This is a genomic window from Bradyrhizobium sp. CCBAU 45394 (assembly GCF_028128655.1).
GTDB classification, from domain to species: Bacteria; Pseudomonadota; Alphaproteobacteria; order Rhizobiales; family Xanthobacteraceae; genus Bradyrhizobium; species Bradyrhizobium diazoefficiens.
Genome location: NZ_LBIX01000140.1, coordinates 1 through 24,070, shown reverse-complemented (window position 1 = coordinate 24,070; position 24,070 = coordinate 1). Strand labels below are relative to the sequence as shown.

16 protein-coding genes and 3 pseudogenes are annotated in these 24,070 nt (G+C 58.3%); 13 read left to right on the top strand and 6 right to left on the bottom strand.

From position 1 onward, the window contains the following. Window positions 1-47: 47 nt before the first annotated feature. The 4 genes and pseudogenes from WN73_RS14025 to WN73_RS14015 all read right to left on the bottom strand — a co-directional run bounded on the left by WN73_RS14025 (window position 48) and on the right by WN73_RS14015 (window position 3,402). Complete coding sequence (locus WN73_RS14025) at window positions 48-335, bottom strand: hypothetical protein (RefSeq protein WP_271553303.1); 288 nt, start codon at window positions 333-335, stop codon at window positions 48-50. A gap of 777 nt (window positions 336-1,112) precedes the next feature. After that, window positions 1,113-1,226: an FMN-binding negative transcriptional regulator gene (locus WN73_RS14020; RefSeq protein ID WP_245570194.1), complete on the bottom strand. Its 114-nt coding sequence runs from the start codon at window positions 1,224-1,226 to the stop codon at window positions 1,113-1,115. Between the two features lie 1,146 nt (window positions 1,227-2,372). Further along, window positions 2,373-2,661, bottom strand: a pseudogene (locus WN73_RS44630) (Dabb family protein). A gap of 99 nt (window positions 2,662-2,760) precedes the next feature. Beyond that, a complete protein-coding gene (locus WN73_RS14015) occupies window positions 2,761-3,402 on the bottom strand; it encodes a GntR family transcriptional regulator (protein ID WP_271553302.1) in 642 nt (213 codons plus the stop codon). Window positions 3,403-3,522: 120 nt separating this feature from the next. Between WN73_RS14015 and bioB the strand changes: the two genes are divergently transcribed. The 9 genes and pseudogenes from bioB to WN73_RS13970 all read left to right on the top strand — a co-directional run bounded on the left by bioB (window position 3,523) and on the right by WN73_RS13970 (window position 16,381). Beyond that, entirely contained in the window at window positions 3,523-4,575 is a 1,053-nt protein-coding gene (gene bioB, locus WN73_RS14010) for a biotin synthase BioB (protein ID WP_271553312.1), read from the top strand. 124 nt (window positions 4,576-4,699) lie between these two features. Beyond that, a pseudogene (locus WN73_RS14005) lies at window positions 4,700-5,796 on the top strand (8-amino-7-oxononanoate synthase). Beyond that, a complete protein-coding gene (gene bioD, locus WN73_RS14000) occupies window positions 5,778-6,410 on the top strand; it encodes a dethiobiotin synthase (protein ID WP_271553300.1) in 633 nt (210 codons plus the stop codon). Before WN73_RS14005 ends, bioD begins: the two are co-directional and overlap by 19 nt. Next, entirely contained in the window at window positions 6,410-7,672 is a 1,263-nt protein-coding gene (locus tag WN73_RS13995) for an adenosylmethionine--8-amino-7-oxononanoate transaminase (RefSeq protein WP_161533229.1), read from the top strand. Before bioD ends, WN73_RS13995 begins: the two co-directional genes overlap by 1 nt. A gap of 249 nt (window positions 7,673-7,921) precedes the next feature. Next, window positions 7,922-8,356, top strand: coding sequence for an aspartate 1-decarboxylase (locus WN73_RS13990; protein WP_271553299.1), 435 nt, complete (start codon window positions 7,922-7,924; stop codon window positions 8,354-8,356). Next, on the top strand, window positions 8,353-9,264 hold the full coding sequence (gene panB, locus WN73_RS13985) for a 3-methyl-2-oxobutanoate hydroxymethyltransferase (RefSeq protein ID WP_271553298.1): 912 nt from the start codon (window positions 8,353-8,355) through the stop codon (window positions 9,262-9,264). Before WN73_RS13990 ends, panB begins: the two co-directional genes overlap by 4 nt. Continuing rightward, the gene (gene panC / locus WN73_RS13980) at window positions 9,239-10,090 is read left to right on the top strand and encodes a pantoate--beta-alanine ligase (RefSeq protein ID WP_271553297.1); all 852 of its coding nucleotides are present in this window, start codon (window positions 9,239-9,241) and stop codon (window positions 10,088-10,090) included. The genes panB and panC overlap by 26 nt, the downstream gene beginning before the upstream one ends. A 710-nt stretch (window positions 10,091-10,800) precedes the next feature. Next, window positions 10,801-13,905 carry an efflux RND transporter permease subunit gene (locus tag WN73_RS13975; protein ID WP_161533233.1) on the top strand — a complete coding sequence of 1,035 codons (3,105 nt, stop codon included), beginning with the start codon at window positions 10,801-10,803 and terminating at the stop codon, window positions 13,903-13,905. Between the two features lie 1,336 nt (window positions 13,906-15,241). After that, on the top strand, window positions 15,242-16,381 hold the full coding sequence (locus tag WN73_RS13970; RefSeq protein WP_271553310.1) for an MFS transporter: 1,140 nt from the start codon (window positions 15,242-15,244) through the stop codon (window positions 16,379-16,381). Between the two features lie 265 nt (window positions 16,382-16,646). On the opposite strand, the gene WN73_RS13965 is transcribed toward WN73_RS13970, so the two are convergent. Further along, window positions 16,647-17,666, bottom strand: a complete 1,020-nt coding sequence (locus tag WN73_RS13965) for a GDP-L-fucose synthase family protein (RefSeq protein ID WP_271553295.1) — start codon at window positions 17,664-17,666, stop codon at window positions 16,647-16,649. After that, on the bottom strand, window positions 17,647-18,732 hold the full coding sequence (gmd, locus tag WN73_RS13960) for a GDP-mannose 4,6-dehydratase (RefSeq protein WP_271553294.1): 1,086 nt from the start codon (window positions 18,730-18,732) through the stop codon (window positions 17,647-17,649). Before gmd ends, WN73_RS13965 begins: the two co-directional genes overlap by 20 nt. Before the next feature lie 1,511 nt (window positions 18,733-20,243). On the opposite strand from gmd, the gene glmS reads away from it, so the two are divergent. The 4 genes and pseudogenes from glmS to WN73_RS13940 all read left to right on the top strand — a co-directional run bounded on the left by glmS (window position 20,244) and on the right by WN73_RS13940 (window position 23,910). Next, window positions 20,244-22,070 (top strand): glutamine--fructose-6-phosphate transaminase (isomerizing), encoded by a 1,827-nt coding sequence (gene glmS / locus WN73_RS13955; protein ID WP_161536955.1) that lies wholly within the window; start codon window positions 20,244-20,246, stop codon window positions 22,068-22,070. Between the two features lie 148 nt (window positions 22,071-22,218). Then, window positions 22,219-22,484 (top strand): annotated as a pseudogene (locus WN73_RS13950) (transposase); the annotation flags it as partial. Window positions 22,485-22,965: 481 nt separating this feature from the next. Continuing rightward, a complete protein-coding gene (locus WN73_RS13945; protein WP_271553293.1) occupies window positions 22,966-23,562 on the top strand; it encodes a reverse transcriptase domain-containing protein in 597 nt (198 codons plus the stop codon). A gap of 96 nt (window positions 23,563-23,658) precedes the next feature. Next, a complete protein-coding gene (locus tag WN73_RS13940) occupies window positions 23,659-23,910 on the top strand; it encodes a hypothetical protein (RefSeq protein ID WP_271553292.1) in 252 nt (83 codons plus the stop codon). Window positions 23,911-24,070 lie beyond the last annotated feature (160 nt).

Here is a 24,070-nt window from a genome sequence, read left to right as displayed (position 1 = left end):
CTGACATGAGTCTCATTCGAAGTCGTTGCGCTTGTGCGCGAACTAGTTCAACAATTGATTGCTGACAATGACGGCTTGAACGGCTCTCTGATCAGCGGCGAGCAAGACATTTCACGCCCCTTTACGCCTTTGCGTAAGGCAGCGTTGCGCGCTAAGAATTCGTAGGTGTCGTGAAAAATGGCGCCATCCTTGCCATGCACGAGCTCGATTTCATCTCTCGACATACCCGGATTGCGGAAAAGAATGGAGAAAGGGAGCTCAAACTCTCGAAACCTATCCATATCGATCGTTGCGCGGCTGAACCCGCCCAAAATGGCATTGACCGTCTGCAACATCGCATTTGCGTGATCGAGGAGTATGCCATTCCAGTTGAAATAAAATGGCGGATTTCATGCGTGAACCTCGGCACGTCATCGCGCGGTAATGTGTTCGAGACTAGGAATTTGCTGGTCTACATGTCTGGAGTGGTCGTAGTAGATATGTCCGAACAGAGCTGGAATGGGTGTACCGCACGTTAGTGAGCTGAACGGGAGCACCGTTCTTCCTGTGGTTTGGAGAGTGTGAGCATTGCTGTTTTTGTGGGCTCTGTTTCTGAATCGATTTGTTTTAAGCCATGCCATGCTAGGCGGTGCTGGGAAAGCCACAATGCCGAATGGGCGTTCGAAAGTCTCAACACTTACTATGCGCGCTGTACTGGACCTGACGCGACATTGCGTCTCTGTTAGAATACGTACAAGCGTCTACACAGTGCGTAAGTTTGGAGCTGATCGTTCCGTAAGTGAATTTCGCGAGGTAATTGATGGCCCGCCCGCTGGAGCCTGTGAGAGCTGTAGATGTAAGATCGCACTCTGTCGAGCGTCGCGGTTGGCGGGGCATGCACATTGTCGTCTCAGTCCTGAACCAAGATAAGAGCTGCAACTTCCTTGGTCCCGCGCCAGTTTGCTCGCCGCTAGGCCCTTGGCGATACCAATGCGATCAGGCGCGGGGCGGTTTTGGCTCATCTTGCGCTTGCCTTCGACCATGGTGATCGGGATGCGCGCGCCGACGATTTCACGCAACTGAGCGGCGATGAAATCCGCGGGAGCATCGCTGACGGCCCAAGGCGTCGCGCGTCACGTCTCATGGATATTCGTCAGACGCGTCACGATCTCGAGCAGGCGATTGGGATCCTCGAAGAACTCAATCGGCCTATTGGCGTGAACCGCGATGTAGTTCCATGTCGGCACCACATGTTCAGCTTGTCGCTTGCTGGATACTAGGATGGCGTCACATAAGCCTCTGCGCCAGATCGCAGGAGCTTCTCCGATCGAGGCCGTGCCATTGCGGATTACAGCGCGTCGTGTTCGCCTTCAAGTGGCCCATCTGAGCAGCGGATTGTCGCTCAAATGTTCTCGGGGTCGTCGTCTCGAAAGTGGGGTGATATGTACATGAAGGCTCTCCGTTGGCAGTCGTCGAGATAAACCCAAGTCAATATGCTGAAAACTGCCAGTTTCGGTCGTTCCCGGAGAGCTTCTTCGCTTCCTCGCAGCCCGATTTGAGAATCTTGTGGAACACCTCGATTTTCCACCTCAGCGCATACCATTCGAGCTTCTCAACGGCGTCCTTGCGTGACTGACCGGGCAGGTCGGTGATCAGTTTCCACTCGATTTTCTTTCTGTTCTTCAGTGTCCCGCCTTCCGCATGAAGCCGGCGGAACCGGAGGAGATCACGCAGCTTTAGCCGCGCAGATCTTGCTCACTTAGGTTGCAAATTCAATCTTTGGACACGGGCTTCGTCCGAGCCGCGATTCCGTGGGTTTCGGTCGCTTCTCCTACAGGCGCTTGGCGTCTCAGCGTCGTCGAATCCGTGGCACCCGAAGCTTTCGCCTTACTTGGCGGTCCAGTTCGTGATCGAGCCGCGCGGATCCGGAACGATACCATGCGCTCCAGTTACAGCTTCCAAACGGCATCTTGCTCATGGACAGCCTGGATACGGCAAGATCCTCGTGGTCGACGCGCCCGTCGCCATCTCGAGAGACTAGCCTTCAGGATTGACCTGAGCGAACTCGGAGGCCCCTTCGCCATCAGACGACTGTTTCCATGAGACAGGCGTTCGAACAAGCGAAGCGCAGCGCGCCTTCGCTGCGGATCTTAGAGGAGATTGATGTCTTTCGCCGGTGCGCGGACCCTTGGAGGAACTGACGGAGCTCCACCGGATGGCTTATACCAGTCAGTACAATCGTCTTGCCCTCGTAGCTGCTGAACGGATCGCAGGCCAGATATGACAACCGTCCAAGTAATTCGTGTTTGCTGCGCTGTCGACGGGTTGATGTGCGAGACGTCGCATCGCCGCGACCGGCTCGATCCAGGGCAATTCGGGGACGTGCATCAGGCTTACGAGCCGACATCCGCCAAGGCCGCGAATCGAAGCTCTCGCAGTGGTCGTACCCGTTCGATCGATTCTTTGTAGCGATCGTGCACCCTTATGGGCGGCGATCTCAGAATCATTCTCGAATTCATCGTAAGCAACGAGTCGATGTCATTACCGAGCTGATCGGCCTTTGCGGTTGCGCGCGATCTCGAGCCGTCGTGCATGTGGGACGGCGGTAAGAACCGAGAGTCCGTCGGCGATTCGACGATGTGGTCTTGTTTTGGCTGTGAATAGGACGATGTGGCGAATCATAGCTGGCTCTGGCTCGTGTGAGATGAAGGCTGATCGCAGGGCAATCTTGGTATCGTGCCAGCGACGGACGCCGCATGGTTGCGATTGCATTGTTGTCCCTCATAATGACGCCGGGAGGACGAGGCGCTCAATGGTTTGAATGTGACGCGCAAGCAGATCGCAGGCTTGATCGATATTGCGCGATCGTAATGCTTGCAGAATCAAGCGGTGATCCTGATTGGAGCGCGGGCACCATCCGGCACTGCGCGCCATCGCGAACACCAGTCGCGAGTTTGCGAGTTGCAGCCCATCGAGGCAGGCGAGCAATCGAGGCATTGCGCAGGGCGCCACAAGGGCGTGATGAAATGCGCGATTCGCGATCTCGAATTCCTGAATTGTGTCCGCATTGTCTGCTTCGATCAGGGCGAGCTCAATCCGCGCCAGATGAGCCGACGTAAGTTTCGGCGAGGCATTCCGCAGCGCGATCACTTCCAACGCGGCGCGCATCTCGGCGATCTCCTTCACCGACTTCGCGTCGAGCGATGCAACGCGCACGCCGCGGCGGGGGGCGGCAACAACGAGATGTTGTGCCTCCAGTTGCCGAAAAGCTTCCCGCACGGGGACGTGGCTCGAGTTGAATTCGCGCGCGATATGGTCCTGCCGCAGCGGTGCGTCTGGTTGTAGCGCGCCGCTGATAATGCGGTGCGCGATCGAATGCGCAATGCGTTGCGCAGTTGTCGCGTTGTCGCCCAAAGTCATCATAGATTATCTACTACAAAACATCGTGCGTGGCGGCCAGACGTCAGTTAACATACCTCGAGATGGAATATGATAGATAATCATAAGGATTATCTATAGTTCGAAGGAGGCCTCGTGGCTCGGATAGTCCCAAGCGCGAAAACAAAATCGGAGGATGGCTGCGACATCGAACCCGTTCGCCACGACTGGACTGTTGGAGAGGCGACGACGCTCTACAACGCGCCGTTCTCCGACCTGATGTTCCGCGCCCAGGCCGTTCACCGCCGCCGATTTGATCCCAATCATTTGGAGACCGCGAGCCTTCTCAGCCTCAAGACTGGCGGCTGCCCAGAGGATTGCGGTTATTGCTCGCAGAGCGCGCATTATGACACGGGGCTGAAAGCGACGCGGCTGATGGACAAGGTGGATGTGATCGCGGCCGCCGAGCGTGCGAAAGCGGCCGGCGCGGCGCGGTTCTGTATGGCGGCTGCGTGGCGCAGTCCGAAGGACCGGGACCTAGGCCATGTCTGCGAGATGGTCAGCGCGGTGAAGGGTCTCGGACTGGAAACCTGCGTGACGCTCGGAATGGTGACCGCTCCTCAGGCGCAGCGTTTGCGTGAGGCCGGCCTCGACTTCTACAACCACAACGTCGATACCTCGCCCGAATTCTATGGCCAGATCATCGCCACGCGGATCTTGCAGGATCGTATCGACACGCTCACTGAGGTGCGCGCGGCGGGCATCAAGGTCTGCAGCGGCGGCATCATCGGCATGGGGGAGCGCGTCGTGGACCGGATCGCCATGCTGGTGCTGCTCGCAAATCTTCCGAGCCATCCGGATAGCGTGCCAATCAACCTCTGGAACGAGGTCAAGGGCGTGCCGGTCATGGAAACCGCGGAACGCCCCGATCCAATCTCCCTCGCGCGTCTCGTCGCGGTCGCACGCATCCTGATGCCACAAAGCGTGGTGCGGCTGTCCGCCGGGCGGCAATACATGACCGACGAATTGCAGGCGCTGTGCTTTCTCGCCGGCGCTAACTCGATCTTTATCGGCGAGGCGCTTCTAACCACGCGCAACTCGCAGCGCGAGCGCGACATGGAGTTGCTCGAGCGGCTCGGCATCAAATCCAGCCTCGACCAGGCGCAGCCGGTCAACAGGCAATCTGCGCCGGCCAACGATAGCGTTCACAGTAATTGACGCCCAAAGGGGCGTCCGCCGCCCTTGAGAAACCCTAGAAGAATGTCAGGAAGAAGCGGGGCTTCGCGATAGCGGCTGCCTAAATGATTTACGCAAGCATCCCTACTACACGCGGGATTGATTGATGACTTCAACACGCGCGGGCAAGGTGGCCACTTATCACGCCGCCTTGCGGGCCCTGAACGAGCAGGACGGGCTGCGGCGCCTAGCGCCGCGTTCGGGCATTGATCTTGGATCGAACGACTATCTCGCGCCGGCGAGTGCACCGCGCATGAAGAAGGCTATGGCGGCAGCGCTGGAAGCCGGCACTCCAATCGGGGCCGGCGGGTCACGCCTCCTGCGCGGAAATTGCGACGAGCACGAACGTCTCGAACTGGAGGCCGCGCACATTTTCGGAGCCGAGACGGCGCTGTTTTTCAGCGGCGGATATGTGGCGAATTTTGCGATCCTGTTGCCTCAACGGGGCGATCTGCTGGTACTCGATTCTCTCGTGCACGCGAGCATTCACGAAGGCGCACGGTCCGGACGAGCCGAGTTTCGCGAAATCGCTCACAACGCCCCGACGTCGGTCGAAAACACAATCCGCGACTGGCGAGTGAAAGGCGGGACGGGCCGCGTCTGGATCGTGGCTGAAAGTCTGTACAGCATGGACGGCGATTTCGCGCCGCTCAAGGAGCTTGTCGCAATCGCCGACAGGCATGATGCGTTCCTTTTGGTAGACGAAGCTCATGCCACTGGCGTGTATAGTGAGCAGGGAAAGGGGCTGACCGCCCCCTACGAAGGGCGCGAGAACCTGGTGGTCGTTCATACGTGCGGCAAGGCGTTGGGCGCCGCCGGTGCCCTCGTCACCGCGAGCCGGGTGCTGCGCGACTTCATGGTCAACCGTTGCCGTCCATTCATTTTTGCAACCGCCGCGTCCCCTTTGCTGGCTGTTGCCGTGCAGGAGGCGCTATCAATCTTGAAGGAGGAGCCGGAACGGCAACAACGCCTGGCCAGCTTGGTCGCCTTCACGGCGACAACGCGCGCGCCATGAAACTGGCATCGATGCTGCAGGCTCGCGGATTCGACGTTCGGGGAATCCGACCACCGACTGTGCCGGCGGGCACAGATCGGCTGCGAATCTCCCTGACGCTGAATGTCCGAGAGGATGATGTGCGTGCGTTGCTCGATGCTTTGATGGAAGAAACCGGAAGCAAGGCAAGATGGCTCGGCGATTCGTAGTCACCGGCACCGACACTGAGGTCGGCAAGACGATCTTTTCCGCAGGAGTCGTCGATTTTCTTGATGCCTATTATTGGAAACCTGTCCAGGCTGGTCTTCGAGGGGAGATCGATTCCCAGGTCGTTAAACGACTGGCTGAACTTCCAGACGATCGGATTGTGCCAGAGCGGTATCGTCTTGAGACGCCAGCGTCACCACATCTCGCAGCAGAACTCGATCGCCTTCATATCGACGCCACCTCACTCGATGTACCGGACACCGGGGATCGCCCGCTCGTGATCGAGGGGGCGGGCGGGCTGATGGTACCGCTCAATCGCAACGAACTCTACATCGACGTCTTTGCACGATGGCGGCTGCCAGTCATTCTCTGCGCGCGCACTGCCCTCGGTACCATCAATCATTCGCTGCTTTCGCTCGAGGCCTTGCACAATCGCAACATTGAAATTCGCGGTATCGCGTTCATCGGCGAAGAGAACGTCGACACCGAGAGCACCATTTGCAGGATCGGACAAGTGCGGAAGCTGGGCCGGCTGCCGTGCCTTGTTCCACTCACGGCCGACGCGCTTCGCGCGGCCTTTAAGGTCTCGTTCCATGGTGGTGATTTCGATTCATAATGTGCAAAGCAAAGTCGCGGATCTGGCATCCGTTTACCCAACATGCGCTGCAAGGCGAGATGATAAAGGTTTTGCGCGGCCAGGGCGCATATCTTTACACCGCGGATGACCGTCGCATCATCGACGCGATCGCGTCTTGGTGGGTAGTAACCCATGGCCATTGCCATCCTTACATCGTGAGCGCCATTCAAAAGCAGGCGGAAAAGCTCAACCAGATCATCTTCGCGGGCCACACTCATGAACCCGCCGAAGAGGTGGCATCCCTGCTTCTGAAGCTTGCGCCCCGTGGCCTCGACTACGTTTTCTTCTCCGACAGCGGCTCGACCAGCGTGGAGGTCGCGCTGAAATTGGCGCTCGGCTATTGGCGCAACATAGGCGGGTCGCGCTCGCGTATCGTCGTGATGCAGCATTCCTATCATGGCGACACGGTGGGGACGATGTCGGTCGGCGCGCGTGGTGTGTTCAATGCGGCCTACGAACCTCTGCTTTTCGAGGTTACCTCAGTGCCGTTCCCGGCGCTGGGTCATGAACAGGCGACGCTCGACGCGCTCGAGGTCGCGTGTCGCAACGAAAACCCGGCTGCCTTCATCGTCGAGCCCCTGATCCTGGGGGCTGGCGGGATGCTTATGTATCCTGCTTGGGTCCTAAATGAAATGAAACGGATCTGTGAGGCCTCAGGCGTCCTGTTCATTGCCGACGAGGTCATGACTGGCTGGGGGCGCACTGGAACATTATTCGCTTGCGAGCAGGCTGGTGTCACGCCCGACATTGCCTGCTATTCCAAGGGCCTCACGGGTGGCTCTCTTCCGCTTGCGGTGACGCTCTGCCGCGCGGAGATTTTCGACGCACACTATTCGAAAGACCGAACCCGCACCTTCTTCCATTCCAGTTCTTACACGGCAAATCCGGTGGCGTGCGCCGCTGCCAAGGCGAACCTGGATCTCTGGTGCAACCATGAGACCTACGAGCGTGTGGCCTCAGTCGCTGCAATGCAGAAACAGAAAATCGAACCATTTCGCGCGGACGCGCGCTTCGGGAACGTCCGTCAAACTGGTACTATCACAGCACTCGAGCTGAAGGTGTGCGACGAGGGGTACCTCGCCAATATCGGGCCGAGACTGCAGGCGTTTTTTAGAGATCGAGATCTGCTGCTGCGCCCGCTTGGCAATACGATCTATGTTATGCCGCCGTATTGTGTCACGTCGGCGGACCTCGAGGAAATCTACGCTGGAGTTAACGATGCAGCCGATGAGCTGGTCTAGAAGCAGGCCGGATCGGTCGCCGATCGCCACAGCCGGTCCGCGAATCTGCCGAAGTCATTGGCCACGCCCGCATGACCCAACACACCGGCCGAGAAAGTCTTCGTCTGGTGATCGCGCAACCAAAAGGAATTTCCATCCGTTCGCGGGCCATTTTCGAGGCGTCGATTTCTTTTTATCTTCGCCGGTTGACAATTTTCTTCCAAGCTCCCTAGGAAGCACCAGGTGCGCAAAGGCTCAACGATATTTCAAATGAGAAAAGTGCTCTCTGCTAAGCTGCACGGCATCCATGTCACAGAGACCAATCTTTATTATCCCGGTTCCGTCACCCTCGATCCAGGTCGCTGTCACGAGGCGGGCATTCTACCGACGGAGTTCGTGGAGACCTGGAACAAGAAATCCGGGGCACGAATCTCGACTTACGTCATTCTCGGCGTACGCGGATCACGTTGCTGTGTCCTCAACGGCGCTGCGGCGCGGATCTGCCAAGTCGGCGACCAACTCATTGCTTGCAGTTCGTCCTTCTTGGACGAGCAGAAAATTGTTGAGTTAAGGCCGAAGAGTCGCCCTTTCGATCGCAGCAACCAGATTACTGAACACCTGACATACTCGGTCAGTTCGGAAGCAGCAGGCGACTTCGCGCCGCATAATCGAACTGAAGTCGTCGACGCGATGGGGGTCCAATGAGCCACGTTTTAGAGCAGCCGGTTGAGCGCATCACGATTCCCATGCTGCAGAAGTGGAAAGAGGAGAGCCGGCGTGTCGTCATGACCACTGCCTACGACGCGGTTCTGGCGCGTATCGCGGATCCTTCCGTCGATATAATTCTCGTCGGTGATAGTGTCGGTAACGTTTGCCTTGGATTTGAAAACACGCTACCGGTGAGCGTGGCGATGATGAACCATCATCTGGAAGCCGTTGCACGCAGCAAGCCTCGAGCTTTACTCGTCGCCGCTATGCCGTTTCTTAGCTTCCACCTCAGCGTCGAGGAAACCATACGCAATGCCGGCGGATTCCTGCAGCGAGGCGCAGCCGCGGTGAAACTCGAGGGCGGCGGCAAGCGTATCGAGATGGTACGTGCCCTTGTCGATTGCGAGATTCCGGTGATGGGTCATCTGGGCCTTATGCCCCAGAGCGTCAATGTCATGGGCGGCTTCAAGGTGCAGGGCCGGAAAGCGGATGAAGCGCTGCGGTTGCTCGATGATGCTCACCGTCTGCAGGAGGCCGGCTGTTTCGCTTTGGTGTTGGAAGGCATTCCGGCCGAGCTTGCTGCTCGAGCAACCGACTCCTTGACAATACCGACGATCGGAATCGGCGCCGGCCCGGACTGTTCGGGGCAGGTGCTCGTGTTTCACGACGTGCTGGGCCTGACCGAAGGTCAACGCCCCAAATTCGTTCGCGCCTATGCGGAAGGCTTCCAGCAGTTGCATGATGCGCTTTCGCGCTGGGCCGCGGATGTCCGCAGTGGTGCATTCCCGGGACCGCAAGAGTCCTATCGACTTCCTGAAGGCGTCGGCGAGGCAATTACCAACTGGGCGCCGTCCAACCCAAACCGATGTAAAGGTCGACATGCAAACAATCGCGACGGTCGCTGAGCTTCGCCGCACTCTCGCAAAAGCCCGCAGTGCCGATCAACGGGTCGGATTCGTGCCGACAATGGGCTATCTCCACGATGGCCACTTGGCGCTGATCGCGGCGAGCCAGGGGCAATGCGACGTCACGGTCGTCAGCATCTTCGTCAACCCCACTCAGTTCGGACCAAACGAGGATCTCAGCACCTATCCGCGCGACTTCTTGCGCGATGAGGGACTGTGCCGCGATGCCGGGGTTGCGATCCTCTTTGCGCCGGATGCACAGGAAGTCTATCCGAGCCATTTCGAGACTTTCATTGAACCGGGCGACCTAGCGAAACCTCTGTGCGGAGCATTCAGGCCTGGACATTTTCGCGGTGTCGCGACTGTCGTATGCAAGTTGTTCAACATGGTGCAGCCCGACGTCGTGTTTTTTGGCCAGAAGGATTTTCAGCAATGTGCAGTCGTGCGTCGCATGGCGGTTGATCTCAATCTCCCCATCGAGATCGTCACCGTACCAACCGTTCGCGAACAGGATGGGCTCGCGATGAGCAGTCGCAACCGGTATCTCAGCAAGGAAGAACGTCAGCGGGCCCTTACGATCAATCGTGGGCTATCCGCCGCGCTCGATGAATTTCGCTCTGGAGAGCGCAACGTAGAAAGGCTGATTGCTATCGCCAAGGGGCATTTAGAGGCAGTTGACCGACTGCAGTATCTTGAACTTGTCGACGGTGACACGCTCAACACCGCCGATAGTCCACTGCGACGCCCCGCGGCGCTTTGTGCGGCAGCCTACGTCGGCTCGACCCGGCTGATCGACAACGTAATACTGGCGTCGCCAACTCCGTAGCGCAATGCGTAGTCAAACCGTACGCAGCATATTGAGCTGGAAGAAGTGCTCAAGGCAACTTTTTACAGACGTGTCGACCTGGTAGCAAAGGGCGAACCCCGAGCCGACGTTGTTCAGAGAGTTAGCGATGCGATAGGGGGTGCTTGCGGAATATTGTGGGACCGAGAACTTTGCATTTGGCAACATCACAAGTTTCTCGCGGCTGCGACCAGAGACCGTTTCGACAAACCTTGGTATAGTGTTTTGCAGCCCATGCTATATTACCGACTTACCTTTGTAGAGTTGAGGACCCGTCAGGTCGTTTGTACTTTCGATGTCGAACCTGGATCATTCGATCGACGAGTCGGTGCGAAGCCTAAACTGATACCTTGCTAGAAGTCGTTGCGTTCCAATCAGGTGTGAGGACGAACATCTTGAACCGGACCTTTGGCCGATTGCACGCAAAAAAGACAGGGGCTTTATCTTAAGAAGGTACCCACTATTCGAGATCGCGATCAGCGATCAGAACAGCTCAGCCAACGTTTATGCAAGCGACGAAGATGGAGAAGCGGAGGATTGGGCACGCTATGCTCAGGAACGTGTGAGCCCTTAGAGTGGCCGATAACGCTCCCCTCATACTACGGGCTTTAGCGCAGTCGCCGCATTGATGATCGCTGCCGTAGCGCAAGTTGCTGGCGTAGTTGCATCCCCCTCTTGAAATGCGAGTCGCGATGGCATTTACCGAGCTTTTCATCAAACGTCCGGTATTGTCTATCGTCGTCAGTGTCCTGATCCTGCTGATTGGCTTGCGCGCGGCCACCGTACTGCCGATCCGGCAATTTCCCAAGCTATCTAATACGGTCGTCAATATCACGACTTCCTATCCTGGCGCCTCCGCCGACATGATCCAGGGGTTCATCACCACTCCCCTGGAGCAGGCAGTCGCTTCCGCCGAGGGCGTCGACTACATCAGTTCCTCATCGGTGCTCGGTACCTCGACGATCCAAGTCTACATCAAGCTGAATTTCGATCCCAACGAGGCGCTCACCGAGGTGCTCTCCAAGGTCAACTCAGTCAAATATTTGATCCCGAAGGAATCAAACGATCCGGTCGTCACTAAGTCGACCGGTCAGATCACCGCTGTAATGTATATCGCCTTCTCCAGCGAGGAATTGACGGCCAGCGCGATCTCCGACTACCTCTCGCGCGTCGTGCAACCCGTTATGTCAACCGTCGATGGCGTCGCAGCGGCAGACATCTTGGGCGGTCAGAGTTTTGCGATGCGGCTATGGCTCGATCCTGCGAGAATGGCAGGGTACGGCGTGTCGCCGGCTGAAGTTTCGGCTGCAATCGCCGCTAACAACTTCCAGGCCGCGGCCGGCCAGACCAAGGGCAATTTCACCATTTCCGATGTCACTGCAAACACGGATCTGCGGAGTGTCGATGACTTCAAGCGCATGATCGTCAAAGCCAATGACGGGGGCTTCGTGCGCATGGAGGACATTGCGATAGTCGAGCTTGCCGCGCAGACCACAGACATGAGCGTCGCCATGAACGGCGAGCACGCGGTCTTTATCGGCGTTCAGGCAAGCCCGCAAGGCAATCCGCAAAGCATAGTGCGAGGCGTTCGGGCGCTGTTTCCAGAAATGGAGCGTAACCTGCCGCCGTCACTGAAGATGAAAGTGGCCTACGACTCCACCAAATTCATTCAATCGTCGATCGATGAAGTGGAGAAGACGCTCATTGAGGCCGTTGTGGTCGTGGTGGCGGTGATCTTCCTATTCCTGGCCTCGCTGCGGTCGGTCATCATTCCTGTAGTCGCTATTCCGTTATCGCTCGTTGGTGTCTGCAGCGTGATGCTGGTGCTGGGGTTTTCATTCAATCTCCTGACTCTCCTTGCGATGGTTCTCGCGATCGGTCTCGTGGTCGATGACGCGATCGTGGTGGTTGAGAACATTCATCGCCATTTAGAAGAGGGGGCGCCGCCCCTCCAGGCTGCTACAAGGGGCGCGCGCGAGATCGTCGGCCCCGTTGTCTCCATGACGATTACCTTGGCTGCTGTATATGCCCCAATCGGATTTCTCGGCGGTCTCACCGGTGCGTTGTTCCGCGAGTTCGCGTTTACGCTAGCGGGAGCGGTGATCGTGTCGGGCGTAATCGCTTTGACGCTGTCGCCAATGATGTGCTCGCTCTTTCTGAAGCGCGCCGAGAGGGGGCGGTTTGCAGGGTTTGTGAACCGCGGGTTCGGCGCCTTGACACGATGGTACGGCCGCAAGCTCGACCGCTCGCTCGACTACTGTCCGATTACCGGGCTGTTTGCGCTGACCATGTTGGGCCTCGTCGGCTTTCTATATATGAATACTTCCAAGGAACTCGCGCCCGAGGAGGATCAAGGTGTCGTATTCGCACTAACCAAGGCGCCGAAATACGCCAATATCGACTACCTCGACTATTACGGCACCAAGCTCGAAAAAGCGTTCCAGAAGTTTTCCGAGACTGATTTGAGCTTCGTGCTCAATGGCTTTAGCGGCCAGCAGAGTGGCATGGCCGGCATGTTGCTCAAGCCATGGGACGAGCGCAAGCGATCATCGACCGCGCTAAAGTCCCTTGTCCAAGCCGAGCTGTCGAAAATCGAAGGCATTAACGCGTTTGCCTTTAGCTTGCCGCCGCTTCCGGGCGGCTCGGGTGGCCTACCAGTGCAGATGGTGATCAATTCGACGCTTGGCTTCCAATCCGTCTACGAGCAGATGTCGAAGCTGAAGGATGCCGCGCGCAAGAGCGGTCTGTTCATGGTGAGCGACTCCGACCTCGAGTTCAACCAGCCGGTAGTACGAATCAAGGTTGATCGATCCAAGGCCAACGAACTTGGCATCACCATGCAGACCATCGGTAACGCGCTCGCCACCTTACTTGGCGGAAACTACGTCAATCGCTTCAATTTGCAGGGTCGCTCCTACCAGGTGATCCCGCAGGTGCCGCGCGAGGAACGCCTGGCCCCGCAAGCAATTGGGAGCTATTATGTGAAGACTGCGACGGGCTCGATGCTCCCGCTGTCTACCGTAGTCTCCACCGAGACTGCGACCGATCCGAACGCGCTCACCCACTACAATCAGCTCAACTGCGCGACCTTTCAGGCCGTGCCGATGCCCGGCGTCACGATCGGTCAGGCTGTGGACTTCCTGGAAGCCGAGGCAAAGAAACTGCCCGCAGGCTTCAGCCACGACTTTCTCGCCGACGCCCGCCAATATGTGCACGAGGGTAACCAACTGGCGATTACCTTTGCATTTGCACTCATCATCATATTCTTGGTGCTTGCGGCGCAGTTCGAAAGTCTGCGCGATCCCCTTATCATCATGATCAGCGTGCCGATGGCAATCGTCGGTGCCTTGATCCCGCCATTCTTTGGCTGGGCGACTATGAACATCTACACCCAGGTCGGACTGTTGACACTGGTCGGGTTGATCTCCAAACACGGCATCTTGATGGTTCAGTTCGCCAATGAGCTGCAGCTCAAGGAGAGACTTGACCGTCGCTCGGCTATAGAGATGGCGGCGCGCGTCCGACTGCGTCCAATCTTGATGACCACGGCGGCAATGGTGACGGGCTTCATACCCTTGTTGACTGCAACGGGAGCTGGCGCCGCGAGCCGCTTCTCGATCGGGCTCGTGCTCGTCGCTGGCATGTCTGTCGGCACGCTGTTCACGCTCTTCGTGCTGCCGGCGGTCTATGTCGCGATCGCGTCCGATCACCGTGCCGATGCGAGCTCCGGCCGCGCGACGATCGCCGCCGAGCTCGACCTCACTGGCGCTGCTGATGCCCAGATGGCCAAGCAATGACGATAGAATAGATTTCGCTCAGTGTGGTGAGCGAAGGAGCGTGCGACCGCTTCAAGCTCCCTTGCGCATCGAGATCTTCAAGCCCGTGATGCAGAGCTTGGCAACCATCAGGTGCCCGGCGAAGAATACGTCATCGGTGATCCGCGCCTGCTCTGTCAAGGAATCGCACCGTACATTCACGGCGGCGGAACGCTCTAGACCTCGCCGGGGGAAGAAGGGAACTGATGCTCGCCTGATAAAAGGTGGCCTTGCCATTTATCCCAAGTGCTCTTTAAGGAGAATTGTTTGCTTCCGTCCGACCGCGTTGCGTTGCTAGCTGAAAAAGGTGACGCTGAACCGCTTAGGATTCGACACGAGTTCAATTCCGTGGGGCGACGGTCGTCAGGAGCCCCCGTATCCATGACCGACGCACTTACGGCTTCGACACGACCATTGTCGACAAACCGAAGAACAGGCTGACACGTATTGCTGAGTGATCGCAGTCGGGTATTGGGAAGGGCAGCACAGCTTCTGTTGTACGACCGAAGTCGAGAGTAGGAGCAACTCCTGAACCTGTGCTGACCACTGCCATTGCGAAGACGGCCGGAGCTGCTATGCGAATGGTAAGAATCTGCCGCAATCCAGATGACCAATGGCCGCGCTGGTCCCCCGACGCGTGACCCGACGCCCTCCGGTGTGGGAAAGTTAAGGAAATGCCTGAGTGTGATCCTGCTATGTGGTTTCTGGCCGCAACGACGTGTTTTGCGGCCTTTGTAAATGGAGCCATCGGCTACGGCTTTCGTCGCTCACGGTACCCCTTGCGCTGGTTTTCTACACCAATGGGGAACCTTCTGGCCGCCTGAGCCGGGACAATCGAATATCAAAAGTATCGGGCCGACATTGACGGCTTGCGCGTGATAGCGGTCCTCGTTGTATTGATCTCGCGGGTCGGCGCAGTTACTCGCGATGAGAGCTTCCGATTTTGCAAAAGCTGTCGGAAAACCTACGGCCGTGTTAGCGCCAACTACAGGCGTGGGGCGCCGTTGGCTTTGTAGGCTTTGCGACAGCCCATACTGAGCGTTGCGCCTCCGGCTGTCGCAAACCAGCAAAAAGCTATCATCTTCGTATGGCCAGCTCATCCGGGAAAGATTAGCCGAAACACCGCCCCCACGGGCTCGACCATCACCCCTACTTGTCGCTCGCCCTGTGACGTAGTCCAGCATTTGTGACGGCATCGCATTTGCAGTGATGAAGAACGTCAACTTGAGGCCATCATCGTCGAGTCGCGCGCCGCTTGTGACGCACGCAGGATGAGGGGCGCCGCGCTCGCGAGCCCGTTCTTTCAGGAGCGTCCGTGATACCATCTGCCAATTGGTCTGCCGGCGTGCTTGGGACGCGGCTGACATTTTTTGTGGCCGGATTCGGCCTCGCGGCCTGGGCGCCTTTAGTGCCAATCGCCAAGGAGCGGCTCGCGCTGGATGACCGCATGCTTGGTCTACTGCTGCTCTGCCTCGGAACGGGATCCGTCATCGCGATGCTTATGACCAGCGTGTCGAATGCCCGGTATGGCAGCAAGCCCATTATCCTCGCGGGTGGACTTGGACTCGCGATCATCCTGCCGTGCCTTGCAATTGCCGACACACCTGTCAAGCTCGGCGCCACGCTGTTTGCTTTCGGCGTTTCAATCGGCTCAATCGATGTAGCCATGAACATTCATGCGATTGAATCGGAGCGCGCCACCGGCCGTCCATTGATGTCCGGCTTCCACGCTCAGTATAGCATTGGCGAATTCACCGGCTCTGCTGTCGTGACCTCGTTCCTCTCGCTGCAGCTTGGCTCGCTTTTTTCGACGTTGGTCTGTTCGGCGTTAATGACGATCGTGATTGTGTCGGCCTGGCCGAGGTTGCTCGCGACGGGTTCGAGACAGCAGGGACCATTGTTTGTCTTGCCCCATCGCAGTGTGTTGCTGATAGCTGTGCTCGCGGCTATCACCTTTCTTGTCGAAGGTGCAATGCTCGATTGGAGCGCTTTGCTTCTCGTTGAACGAGATCTTCTCGCGGAGGCGCACGGGGGCATTGGTTGTATGCTCTTCTCAATCGCCATGACCGCAGGGCGTCTCAGCGGAGATGCCGTGGTGGCGCGAATCGGCGACCGTGCCACATTGATGCTCGGGACTCTGCCAATCGTGACAGGCTTCTTGGCTGTGGTGGCCGCGCCCGTTGCGTTGATTGCTATGGCGGGGTTCCTGCTTATTGGATTGGGTATTTCAAATGTTGTTCCCGTACTGTGTCGCCGCGCCGGCAAACAGAAGGTGATGCCAGCAGGCATAGCGATCGCGGTCATCACGACAGGCGGCTACACGGGTATACTCGTCGGGCCAGCCGGCATCGGGCTCATCGCACACATGTTTGGCTTGCCCCTGGCGTTCGGGATGTTAGGCGTGCTCATGTCCATCGTTACGCTGTCGGCGAGGATGATGATGACAGACCATCGCTAAAACATTGCTCGAGAGGAAAGGGGCACCGGCACGCTTCCGGCTAATGATCGTCCATCGGCGTTTGAGACTTAGAGTCGATGAGCCTCAATTGATGGCAGCACGTCTCGATCATGATCATTTTCCTTTTCCTGCAAGTCGGCTGGCTGCGTCGGAGCTTGGATACACCGCGTCACTCGGTTTCTTGGGGGCCAACTGAGGGCGTTGTTGACAATGAACGTTCGTCAACTGCGAATCACGATTGATCGTTACGTGAGCGGCGGGTCCGCTAGGCCGGATGTTCACCGCCGATTGATCGTAGGATCGGCCCCTTATCTGGGAACAAGCGAATCACTCTGGTGCCTCCATCGCTGTCAGCGCGATACGCCCGGTATGCCAGCTGAATCCCGTCCTCCAGCGAGGTCGTGGCGCGCCAACCGAGCCCGGACAGCCGACCCACGTCGAGCAGCTTGCGCGGCGTGCCGTCCGGGCGCGACGTGTCGAAGCTGATTTCACCGCGAAAACCGACGGCGGCCGCGACCATGAGTGCGAACTCGGCGATGCTGATGTCCTTGCCAGTACCGATATTGACCAGTTCCGGCGAGGAATAGGTCTTCATCAGATGGATGCAGGCGTCGGCGAGATCATCGACATAGAGGAATTCGCGGCGCGGCGTGCCGGTACCCCACACCACGACTTTGCCGGCGCCCGAAATTTTGGCCTCGTGGAAGCGGCGGATTAGCCCGGCGACGACATGGCTGTATTCAGGGTGATAATTGTCGCCGGGGCCGTAGAGGTTGGTCGGCATCACGCTGATGAAATCGGCGCCGTACTGGCTGCGATAGGCCTGGGCCATCTTGATGCCGGCGATCTTGGCGATGGCATAGGGTTCGTTGGTCGGCTCCAGCGGGCCGGTCAGCATCGAATCCTCTCGCAGCGGCTGCGGCGCCAGGCGCGGATAGATGCAGGAGGAGCCGAAGAACATCAGCTTCTCGCATCCATTGGCATGCGCCGCCTGGATCACGTTGCTCGATATCGCCAGATTGTCGTGGAGAAACTCGGCGCGCAGCGTGTTGTTAGCGACGATGCCGCCGACCTTGGCGGCGGCGAGGAACACGGCTTGCGGCCGCTTCGCGGCAAACCAGGCGTTCACCGTGGCCTGGTCGCGCAGGTCGAGCTCGCTGCGCGACACCGTCAAGAGGTCGGCCTGTTCGCGTGCCAGCCGGCGCATCAGCGCCGCGCCGACCATGCCGCGATGGCCGGCAACGAAAACCGTCTTGCCCTTCAGTTCAAACGCCGTGCTTGCCATTGGCCGCCCCCTGCCTGGCTTGGACCAGATCGCTGGCGACCATTTCCCTCACCAGTTGCGAGAGCGGCGTCTTCGGAGCCCAGCCGAGCTTCGCGCGCGCCTTGCTTGCATCGCCGATCAGGAGATCAACCTCGGTCGGACGCAAATAGGTCGGATCGATCTGCACCAGTGTCTTGCCGGACGCCTTGTCCACACCGACCTCTTCGACGCCCTTGCCGCGCCATTCGATGCTGCGCCCGACCTCGGCAAACGCCAGCTCGGCGAACTCGCGGACCGACCGCGCCTCGCCGGTCGCGAGCACGAAGTCGCCGGGCTCGTCGACCTGCAGGATCCTGTGCATGCCCTCGACATAATCGCGAGCATGGCCCCAGTCGCGCTTGGCGTCGAGATTGCCGAGATAGAGCGTGTTCTCGAGGCCGACCTCGATGCGGGCGACGGCGCGGGTGATCTTGCGCGTCACGAAGGTCTCGCCGCGGGTCGGGCTCTCATGGTTGAACAGGATGCCGTTGCTGGCGAACATGCCATAGGCCTCACGGTAGTTCACTGTGATCCAGTAGCCATAAAGCTTGGCGACGCCATAGGGCGAGCGCGGATAGAATGGCGTGGTTTCCTTCTGCGGCACCTCTTGCACCAGCCCGTAAAGCTCCGAGGTCGAGGCCTGGTAGAACCGCGTCTCATTTTCCATGCCGAGGATGCGGATCGCTTCCAAAAGGCGCAGCACACCGATCGCGTCGGCATTGGCGGTATATTCCGGGCTCTCGAAACTGACGTGGACGTGGCTCTGGGCGGCCAAGTTGTAGATCTCGGTCGGCCGGATCTGCTGCACCAGCCGAATCAGATTGGTCGAATCCGTCATGTCACCATAGTGCATCAGAAACGGCAGGTTGCCGGCATGCGGATCCTGGTAGAGATGATCGATGCGCGCTGTGTTGAACGAGGACGACCGGCGCTTGATCCCGTGCACGGTGTAGCCGAGACCTAGCAGATACTCGGCGAGATATGCGCCGTCCTGCCCGGTGACGCCGGTGATCAGCGCAACGCGCCGCTTTGAGTCCTGAGTCGCCATGGTCTCTCTTAGTTGCGTCGGAAAGAAAGCCTACCTGTGAAATGCTATTGCGAAGCCGTTTGTCGATAAATCTAGATGCGCAAGCGCGCTCCACCGGCAATTAGAGGAAAGCGATCATTAGCTCCAGTCATACACATCATGTAGGAAATGCACACTATATACATTAATTTATATTAGACTGGAGAAGCCAACACATTGAGCTTCCAAACATGAAAGTCAACTAACCCTCGCAACCTGCCTGATATCCGCGATGATCCGAAGCAGGCGAGATGGATGGCAAACGCAGTTACGAGCGTCAGGGCGCGCTTCCCCCGCGGGCGATATTTCCAATGAGATAGAAGCCGACGGTCTGTGTTCCTTATCTATTCTCAAGCGCATCTACGCATTCGCGTGCTCTCGCCATGGCTTGGGAGAGTGACGAGCTGAGGCCGCGGTCGTCAATGCGTTTGTCGGCATCACGCGATGCAGGCGAGCACACGTCAAGCCTGCGCATCATTTCGTAATCTACAAAGCGCCCGTACCGTTAATCTCCGAATAGAACACCCTGGCTTGGCGGTGACTCGTCAACGGTGATCAGTGCCTTTGCCAATATCAACTCGCGGCAGTGGACGGTCGACGCAAGACAAAATGAGAAAGAGTAGCAAACGTTGGTATAAATCCTCGAACGTTCCGATATCGAAAGTTTACGTTCGTACAATAGAGCTCCGACGCCAATCGTTTAGTCTCGACGAGCGTGACTTGCCTCGGTCCGAGTATGATGAGCCATCTTAAACCAGCGCCGGCAAAATGTTTCCAGTGACATAGGACAATTCTTGCTAGAGCGGCTGCGCAAATATATCGGCAGCAGACGATGTAGAAGCCACGGGCAGCGTGTCTTCTTTCTATCTGCAATGAACCAAGGCCCAGACGAACGTGAGCCTCTCGAAGAGTCTATCAGTGAGACGCAAGGACTCAATGACTCCCACATCAACTGCCGCCCGGTTCGCCGGTATCGCTGCTCACTTTCTTGGAAACTTGAGCTGCAAGTCGTGAAATGGCTCATCAGTGATGGTGAGCAAACCAGAAGATGTTTTACCGTAGCATAATTGACCTGTGACCTGCCTATCTGTTCGAATGTCCTCAATCCATGGAGCCAGACTATCTGCACGATGTATCCTCGCAGCGGCTTGTTGCGACGACGACAGCTGTCGTCGCAACGGAGCGAGTTTGTTTGTGTCGGAATTGTATTTCACCGGGCAAGCGCATCTGCGTATCTGGCTCTCCTCGAAGCGGTCACGCTATTCGCAGCCCGCATCACAGTTTACTCGATCGGCAGCCAAAAGCGGAATGTAGCCGGGCGAAGTGATGGTGGCCGAAGAAATCTGACTCGCGCTTGTGAATGCGGCGGCGATGCGGGCGGCCGCGAAAGATCCCGAACTTGACGCCTGTTACCACCGGGCGAGCGAATTTCATAACGGGGTTCCTGTGAGGAGGAACGTCGGGCTTCTTGAACTTGGGCAGCGTTGATCGATATGTGTGGCATTGTTGGCATCTTGGGGCGTGGTCCGGTCGGTGAGCAGTTGGTCGCGTCGCTCAAGCGATTGGAATATCGTGGCTACGACTCCGCAGGCCTCGCGACTCTCGAAGGTCTCCGTATCGAGCGGCGACGCGCTGAAGGTAAGCTGAGAAACCTTGAGGAGCGGCTGCGCTATTATCCGCCGTCGGGTCGTACCGGTATTGGTCACACCCGCTGGGCGACTCATGGAAAGCCGACCGAGAGCAATGCTCATCCGCATGCGACGGAAAATGTAGCGGTCGTTCATAACGGAATCATTGAGAATTTCAGCGAGCTGCGGACCCAGCTGGAGCGGAATGGAGCCCATTTTGACTCAGAGACGGACACCGAGGTGGTGGCACATCTCGTCGAATCTTATCTCAAGAATGGCTACTCGCCGCAGGATGCGGTACAAGCGTCGCTGCCGCGCCTGCGCGGTGCCTTCGCGCTGGCATTCCTTTTCAAGGACCACGACGATCTTTTGATCGGTGCGCGCAGAGGGTCGCCCCTTGCGATCGGACATGGTAACGGCGAAGTGTATCTAGGATCGGACGCGCTCGCGCTCGCGCCTTTGACCGACACCATTACCTATCTTGAAGACGGCGACTGGGCCGTGCTGACGCGCACGACGTGCGTGATTTATAGCGCAGACGGCTCCGTCGTCCAGCGGGAAACATCAAAGTCTGGCGTATCGTCACTCCTTGTGGACAAAGCGAATTATCGCCACTTCATGGCCAAGGAAATCCACGAGCAGCCAACAGTGGCCGGCAAGACATTGGCGCATTATCTCGACATGGCGGCCAAGCGCGTCGCCCTGCCGCTCACATTGCCGTTCGACTTTAAATCCATTCAGCGCATCTCAATTATCGCGTGCGGCACTGCAAGCTATGCCGGGCACATTGCCAAATACTGGTTTGAGCGGCTGGCGCGCTTGCCTGTCGAGATCGATGTAGCGTCCGAGTTCCGCTATCGGGAGGCGCCTCTGCGCCGGGGGGATCTCGCCATCGTCATCTCGCAGTCGGGCGAAACCGCTGACACACTAGCTGCGTTGCGATACGCCAGGGGCCAGGGCGTGCACACGATATCTGTGGTCAACGTCCCGACCTCGACGATTGCACGTGAGAGCGAATCCGTTCTGCTGACGCTGGCGGGGCCAGAAATCGGCGTCGCCTCCACAAAGGCATTCATCTGCCAGCTGTTGGTATTGGCAGCGCTTGCCGTCGCAGCAGGCAAAGAGCGCGGTAATCTCTCTGAGATCGATGAATCGAAGCTCGTGCGTGAGCTTATCGAAGTGCCGCGGTTGATTGCTGCGGCGCTGTTGATCGAGCCGCAGATCGAGAAGCTCGCGCATTATATCGCCGACTCAAGGGGCGTGCTCTATCTCGGTCGGGGCACGTCGGCCCCCCTGGCGTTGGAGGGCGCACTCAAGCTGAAGGAAATTTCCTATATCCATGCAGAAGGTTATGCCGCCGGCGAGCTCAAGCACGGACCGATCGCGCTGATCGATGAGACCGTGCCTGTGGTGGTGATCGCGCCTTACGACAAGGTCTTCGAAAAGACCGTCTCGAACATGCAAGAAGTTGCCGCTCGGGGCGGCAAGATCATCCTGATCACCGATGCGAAGGGTGCTTTGGAAGCGACCGTGGACACACTCATGACCCTTGTGCTGCCTGAGATGGTCGCAAGCTTTACGCCGATGGTCTATGCCATTCCGGTTCAGCTCTTGGCTTACCATACCGCCCTCGTAAGGGGCACGGACGTGGACCAGCCGCGTAATCTCGCAAAATCGGTGACTGTCGAATGAGACCGCAATGTTAGTATCTGAGCATTGAGGCCTCCGTGTCGAGGTGTTGGGCTTGCGTTTGGTCGCGTCGAGTTCGTGGAGCCGGAACCGGACAAGTTCTTTGCGATTCGTGATTCCCTGACGGCGGTCATCGGCATTGGGGACGGCGATGAGCAAACCGCGGGATGATCGCCAGAAAGAGCTGTGCTTCCGGCCCTCGATCAGATCATCGACATGGGCCACCCGCTGGTGCGGTTGGCGGCGCTGATCGACTGGAAGTTTCTGGATGATCGCTTTGGTTCGGTGTGCCAAACACGTCCGGGGCAGCCTGGCCTGCCGACGCGGCTTGTCGCCGGCCTGTTCATCCTGAAGCACATGCACAATCTCTCGGATGAGGTGCTGTGCGCCCGCTGGATCGAGAACCCCTATTACCGTGTGCCACGAACACCGGCGGCGACGCCGGTGATGCTGTATTGAAGATGGGAGTTTGGCCTCCCGGAGCCGGCCTGCAGGGGCAGGCTTCAAACCACCTCATGCTGCCGCGTTCAAAAGGTGCGGTGGTGAGCGATGAGGAAAAAGGCGGTGAATGAAACCGTCAGGTAAGTGACAAGAAGATGAGTGCAAGCGAACCGCCGATGACGTCTCGAAATGGGTTCAAGACGCTGTCAAAACGGGCGTGGGGTAGTAGCGCTCGGAGGAGTGTGGGCGGAGCCTGGTTACGGCCCACGCGGCAGCCGGTGCATAGGCGGCATGATCTCGTCACAGGCTTCAACACGGAACGTGGGAACCTGACGCAATGCGTCAGGGGCGGAGCAACCCGTAATAGTGACGAAGCGGCTGTAATGGCCGTGGAGCAAAGGGGTTGCGTTATCCTGCCGGCGTCACTGCGCCAACCGGGAAGACCGGGAGGAGCACGGTGAACTCCGGCAAACCGTTGCCTATCACCAAGCGGATGGTGTGGGAAGCCTATAAGCTTGTGAAGAAGAAGGGAAAGGCGGCGGGCGTCGATGGCCAGAGTCTCGGAGACTTTGCCGGCGATCTTGAGAACCACCTCTACCGGCTGTGGAATCGGTTGGCGTCAGGAAGTTACTTCCCGCCACCAGTGCGGCGGGTCGAGATTCCTAAGGCCGGCGGTGGGGTTAGTCCTCTTGGCATACCGACGGTCGCGGACCGTATCGCCCAAATGGTGGTCAAACGGTGTCTGGAGCCGGTGTTGGATGGAGAATTTGATCCGGACTCCTACGGCTACAGGCCCGGAAAATCGGCCCATCAGGCCATAGAGCAGGCGCGTAAGCGGTGCTGGCAGCACGACTGGGTCGTAGATCTCGACATCAAGAGCTTTTTCGACACGATCGATCATGAACTCTTGATGCGCGCGGTCTATCGACACACGAAAGCTGACTGGATCCGGCTCTACATTGAGCGGTGGCTTAAGGCTCCGGTCGAGATGCCCGATGGATCGGTTCGGGCGAGGACGACAGGCACGCCTCAAGGGGGTGTGGTGGCTCCCTGAACGCAAAAGATAACTTTGCGGTGGGGGAGCGGTCACGGAGCTATTGGCGGCGCCGGGCGCCTTTCCACCGGGAGGGGTGGGTGGGAGGGGGATGGAGTGGCGGATGACGATCTTGTCGTCGCCAACGAGGACTTCCTTCACGAGAAGGCGCAGCACGCGTTGGCGTTCGATTATATCGAGCGCGCCGACGGACGAGCGGAGGCGCTCGAGGAAGCTAGTCACGGATTCGGCGAGACGCAGACAAACCTCCTGCTCCTGCGATTGGTCTTCGATCGCCTGCAGCGCCGACAAGCAAGCCTGTTCGCGGCTACGCAAATCGGGCATGCGACTGCGCAGCTCTTCAAGTGAGAGAAGGCTCTCTTGATAGGCCGTGAGGAGACGCTCGATGCTTTTCCGGGAGCGCGCAAGATCGCGGCGAAGCGTTTCCTCCCGGCGCTGTGTGGGATCGGTGCACGGCGGCGATCAAGGTGAGACTCCGGCGACAATCAGGGGTTCTTCCGCACATTTG

What these genes read in the sequence shown, in the direction of transcription:
- panB (WP_271553298.1), top strand. Translation starts at nt 8,353, where the DNA reads ATGAGCCACGTTTTAGAGCAGCCGGTTGAGCGCATCACGATTCCCATG.
- bioD (WP_271553300.1), top strand. Translation starts at nt 5,778, where the DNA reads ATGGCTCGGCGATTCGTAGTCACCGGCACCGACACTGAGGTCGGCAAG.
- WN73_RS14025 (WP_271553303.1), bottom strand. Translation starts at nt 335, where the DNA reads ATGTTGCAGACGGTCAATGCCATTTTGGGCGGGTTCAGCCGCGCAACG.
- WN73_RS13990 (WP_271553299.1), top strand. Translation starts at nt 7,922, where the DNA reads ATGAGAAAAGTGCTCTCTGCTAAGCTGCACGGCATCCATGTCACAGAG.
- WN73_RS13995 (WP_161533229.1), top strand. Translation starts at nt 6,410, where the DNA reads ATGTGCAAAGCAAAGTCGCGGATCTGGCATCCGTTTACCCAACATGCG.
- gmd (WP_271553294.1), bottom strand. Translation starts at nt 18,732, where the DNA reads ATGGCGACTCAGGACTCAAAGCGGCGCGTTGCGCTGATCACCGGCGTC.
- WN73_RS14015 (WP_271553302.1), bottom strand. Translation starts at nt 3,402, where the DNA reads ATGATGACTTTGGGCGACAACGCGACAACTGCGCAACGCATTGCGCAT.
- glmS (WP_161536955.1), top strand. Translation starts at nt 20,244, where the DNA reads ATGTGTGGCATTGTTGGCATCTTGGGGCGTGGTCCGGTCGGTGAGCAG.
- panC (WP_271553297.1), top strand. Translation starts at nt 9,239, where the DNA reads ATGCAAACAATCGCGACGGTCGCTGAGCTTCGCCGCACTCTCGCAAAA.
- WN73_RS13965 (WP_271553295.1), bottom strand. Translation starts at nt 17,666, where the DNA reads ATGGCAAGCACGGCGTTTGAACTGAAGGGCAAGACGGTTTTCGTTGCC.
- WN73_RS13975 (WP_161533233.1), top strand. Translation starts at nt 10,801, where the DNA reads ATGGCATTTACCGAGCTTTTCATCAAACGTCCGGTATTGTCTATCGTC.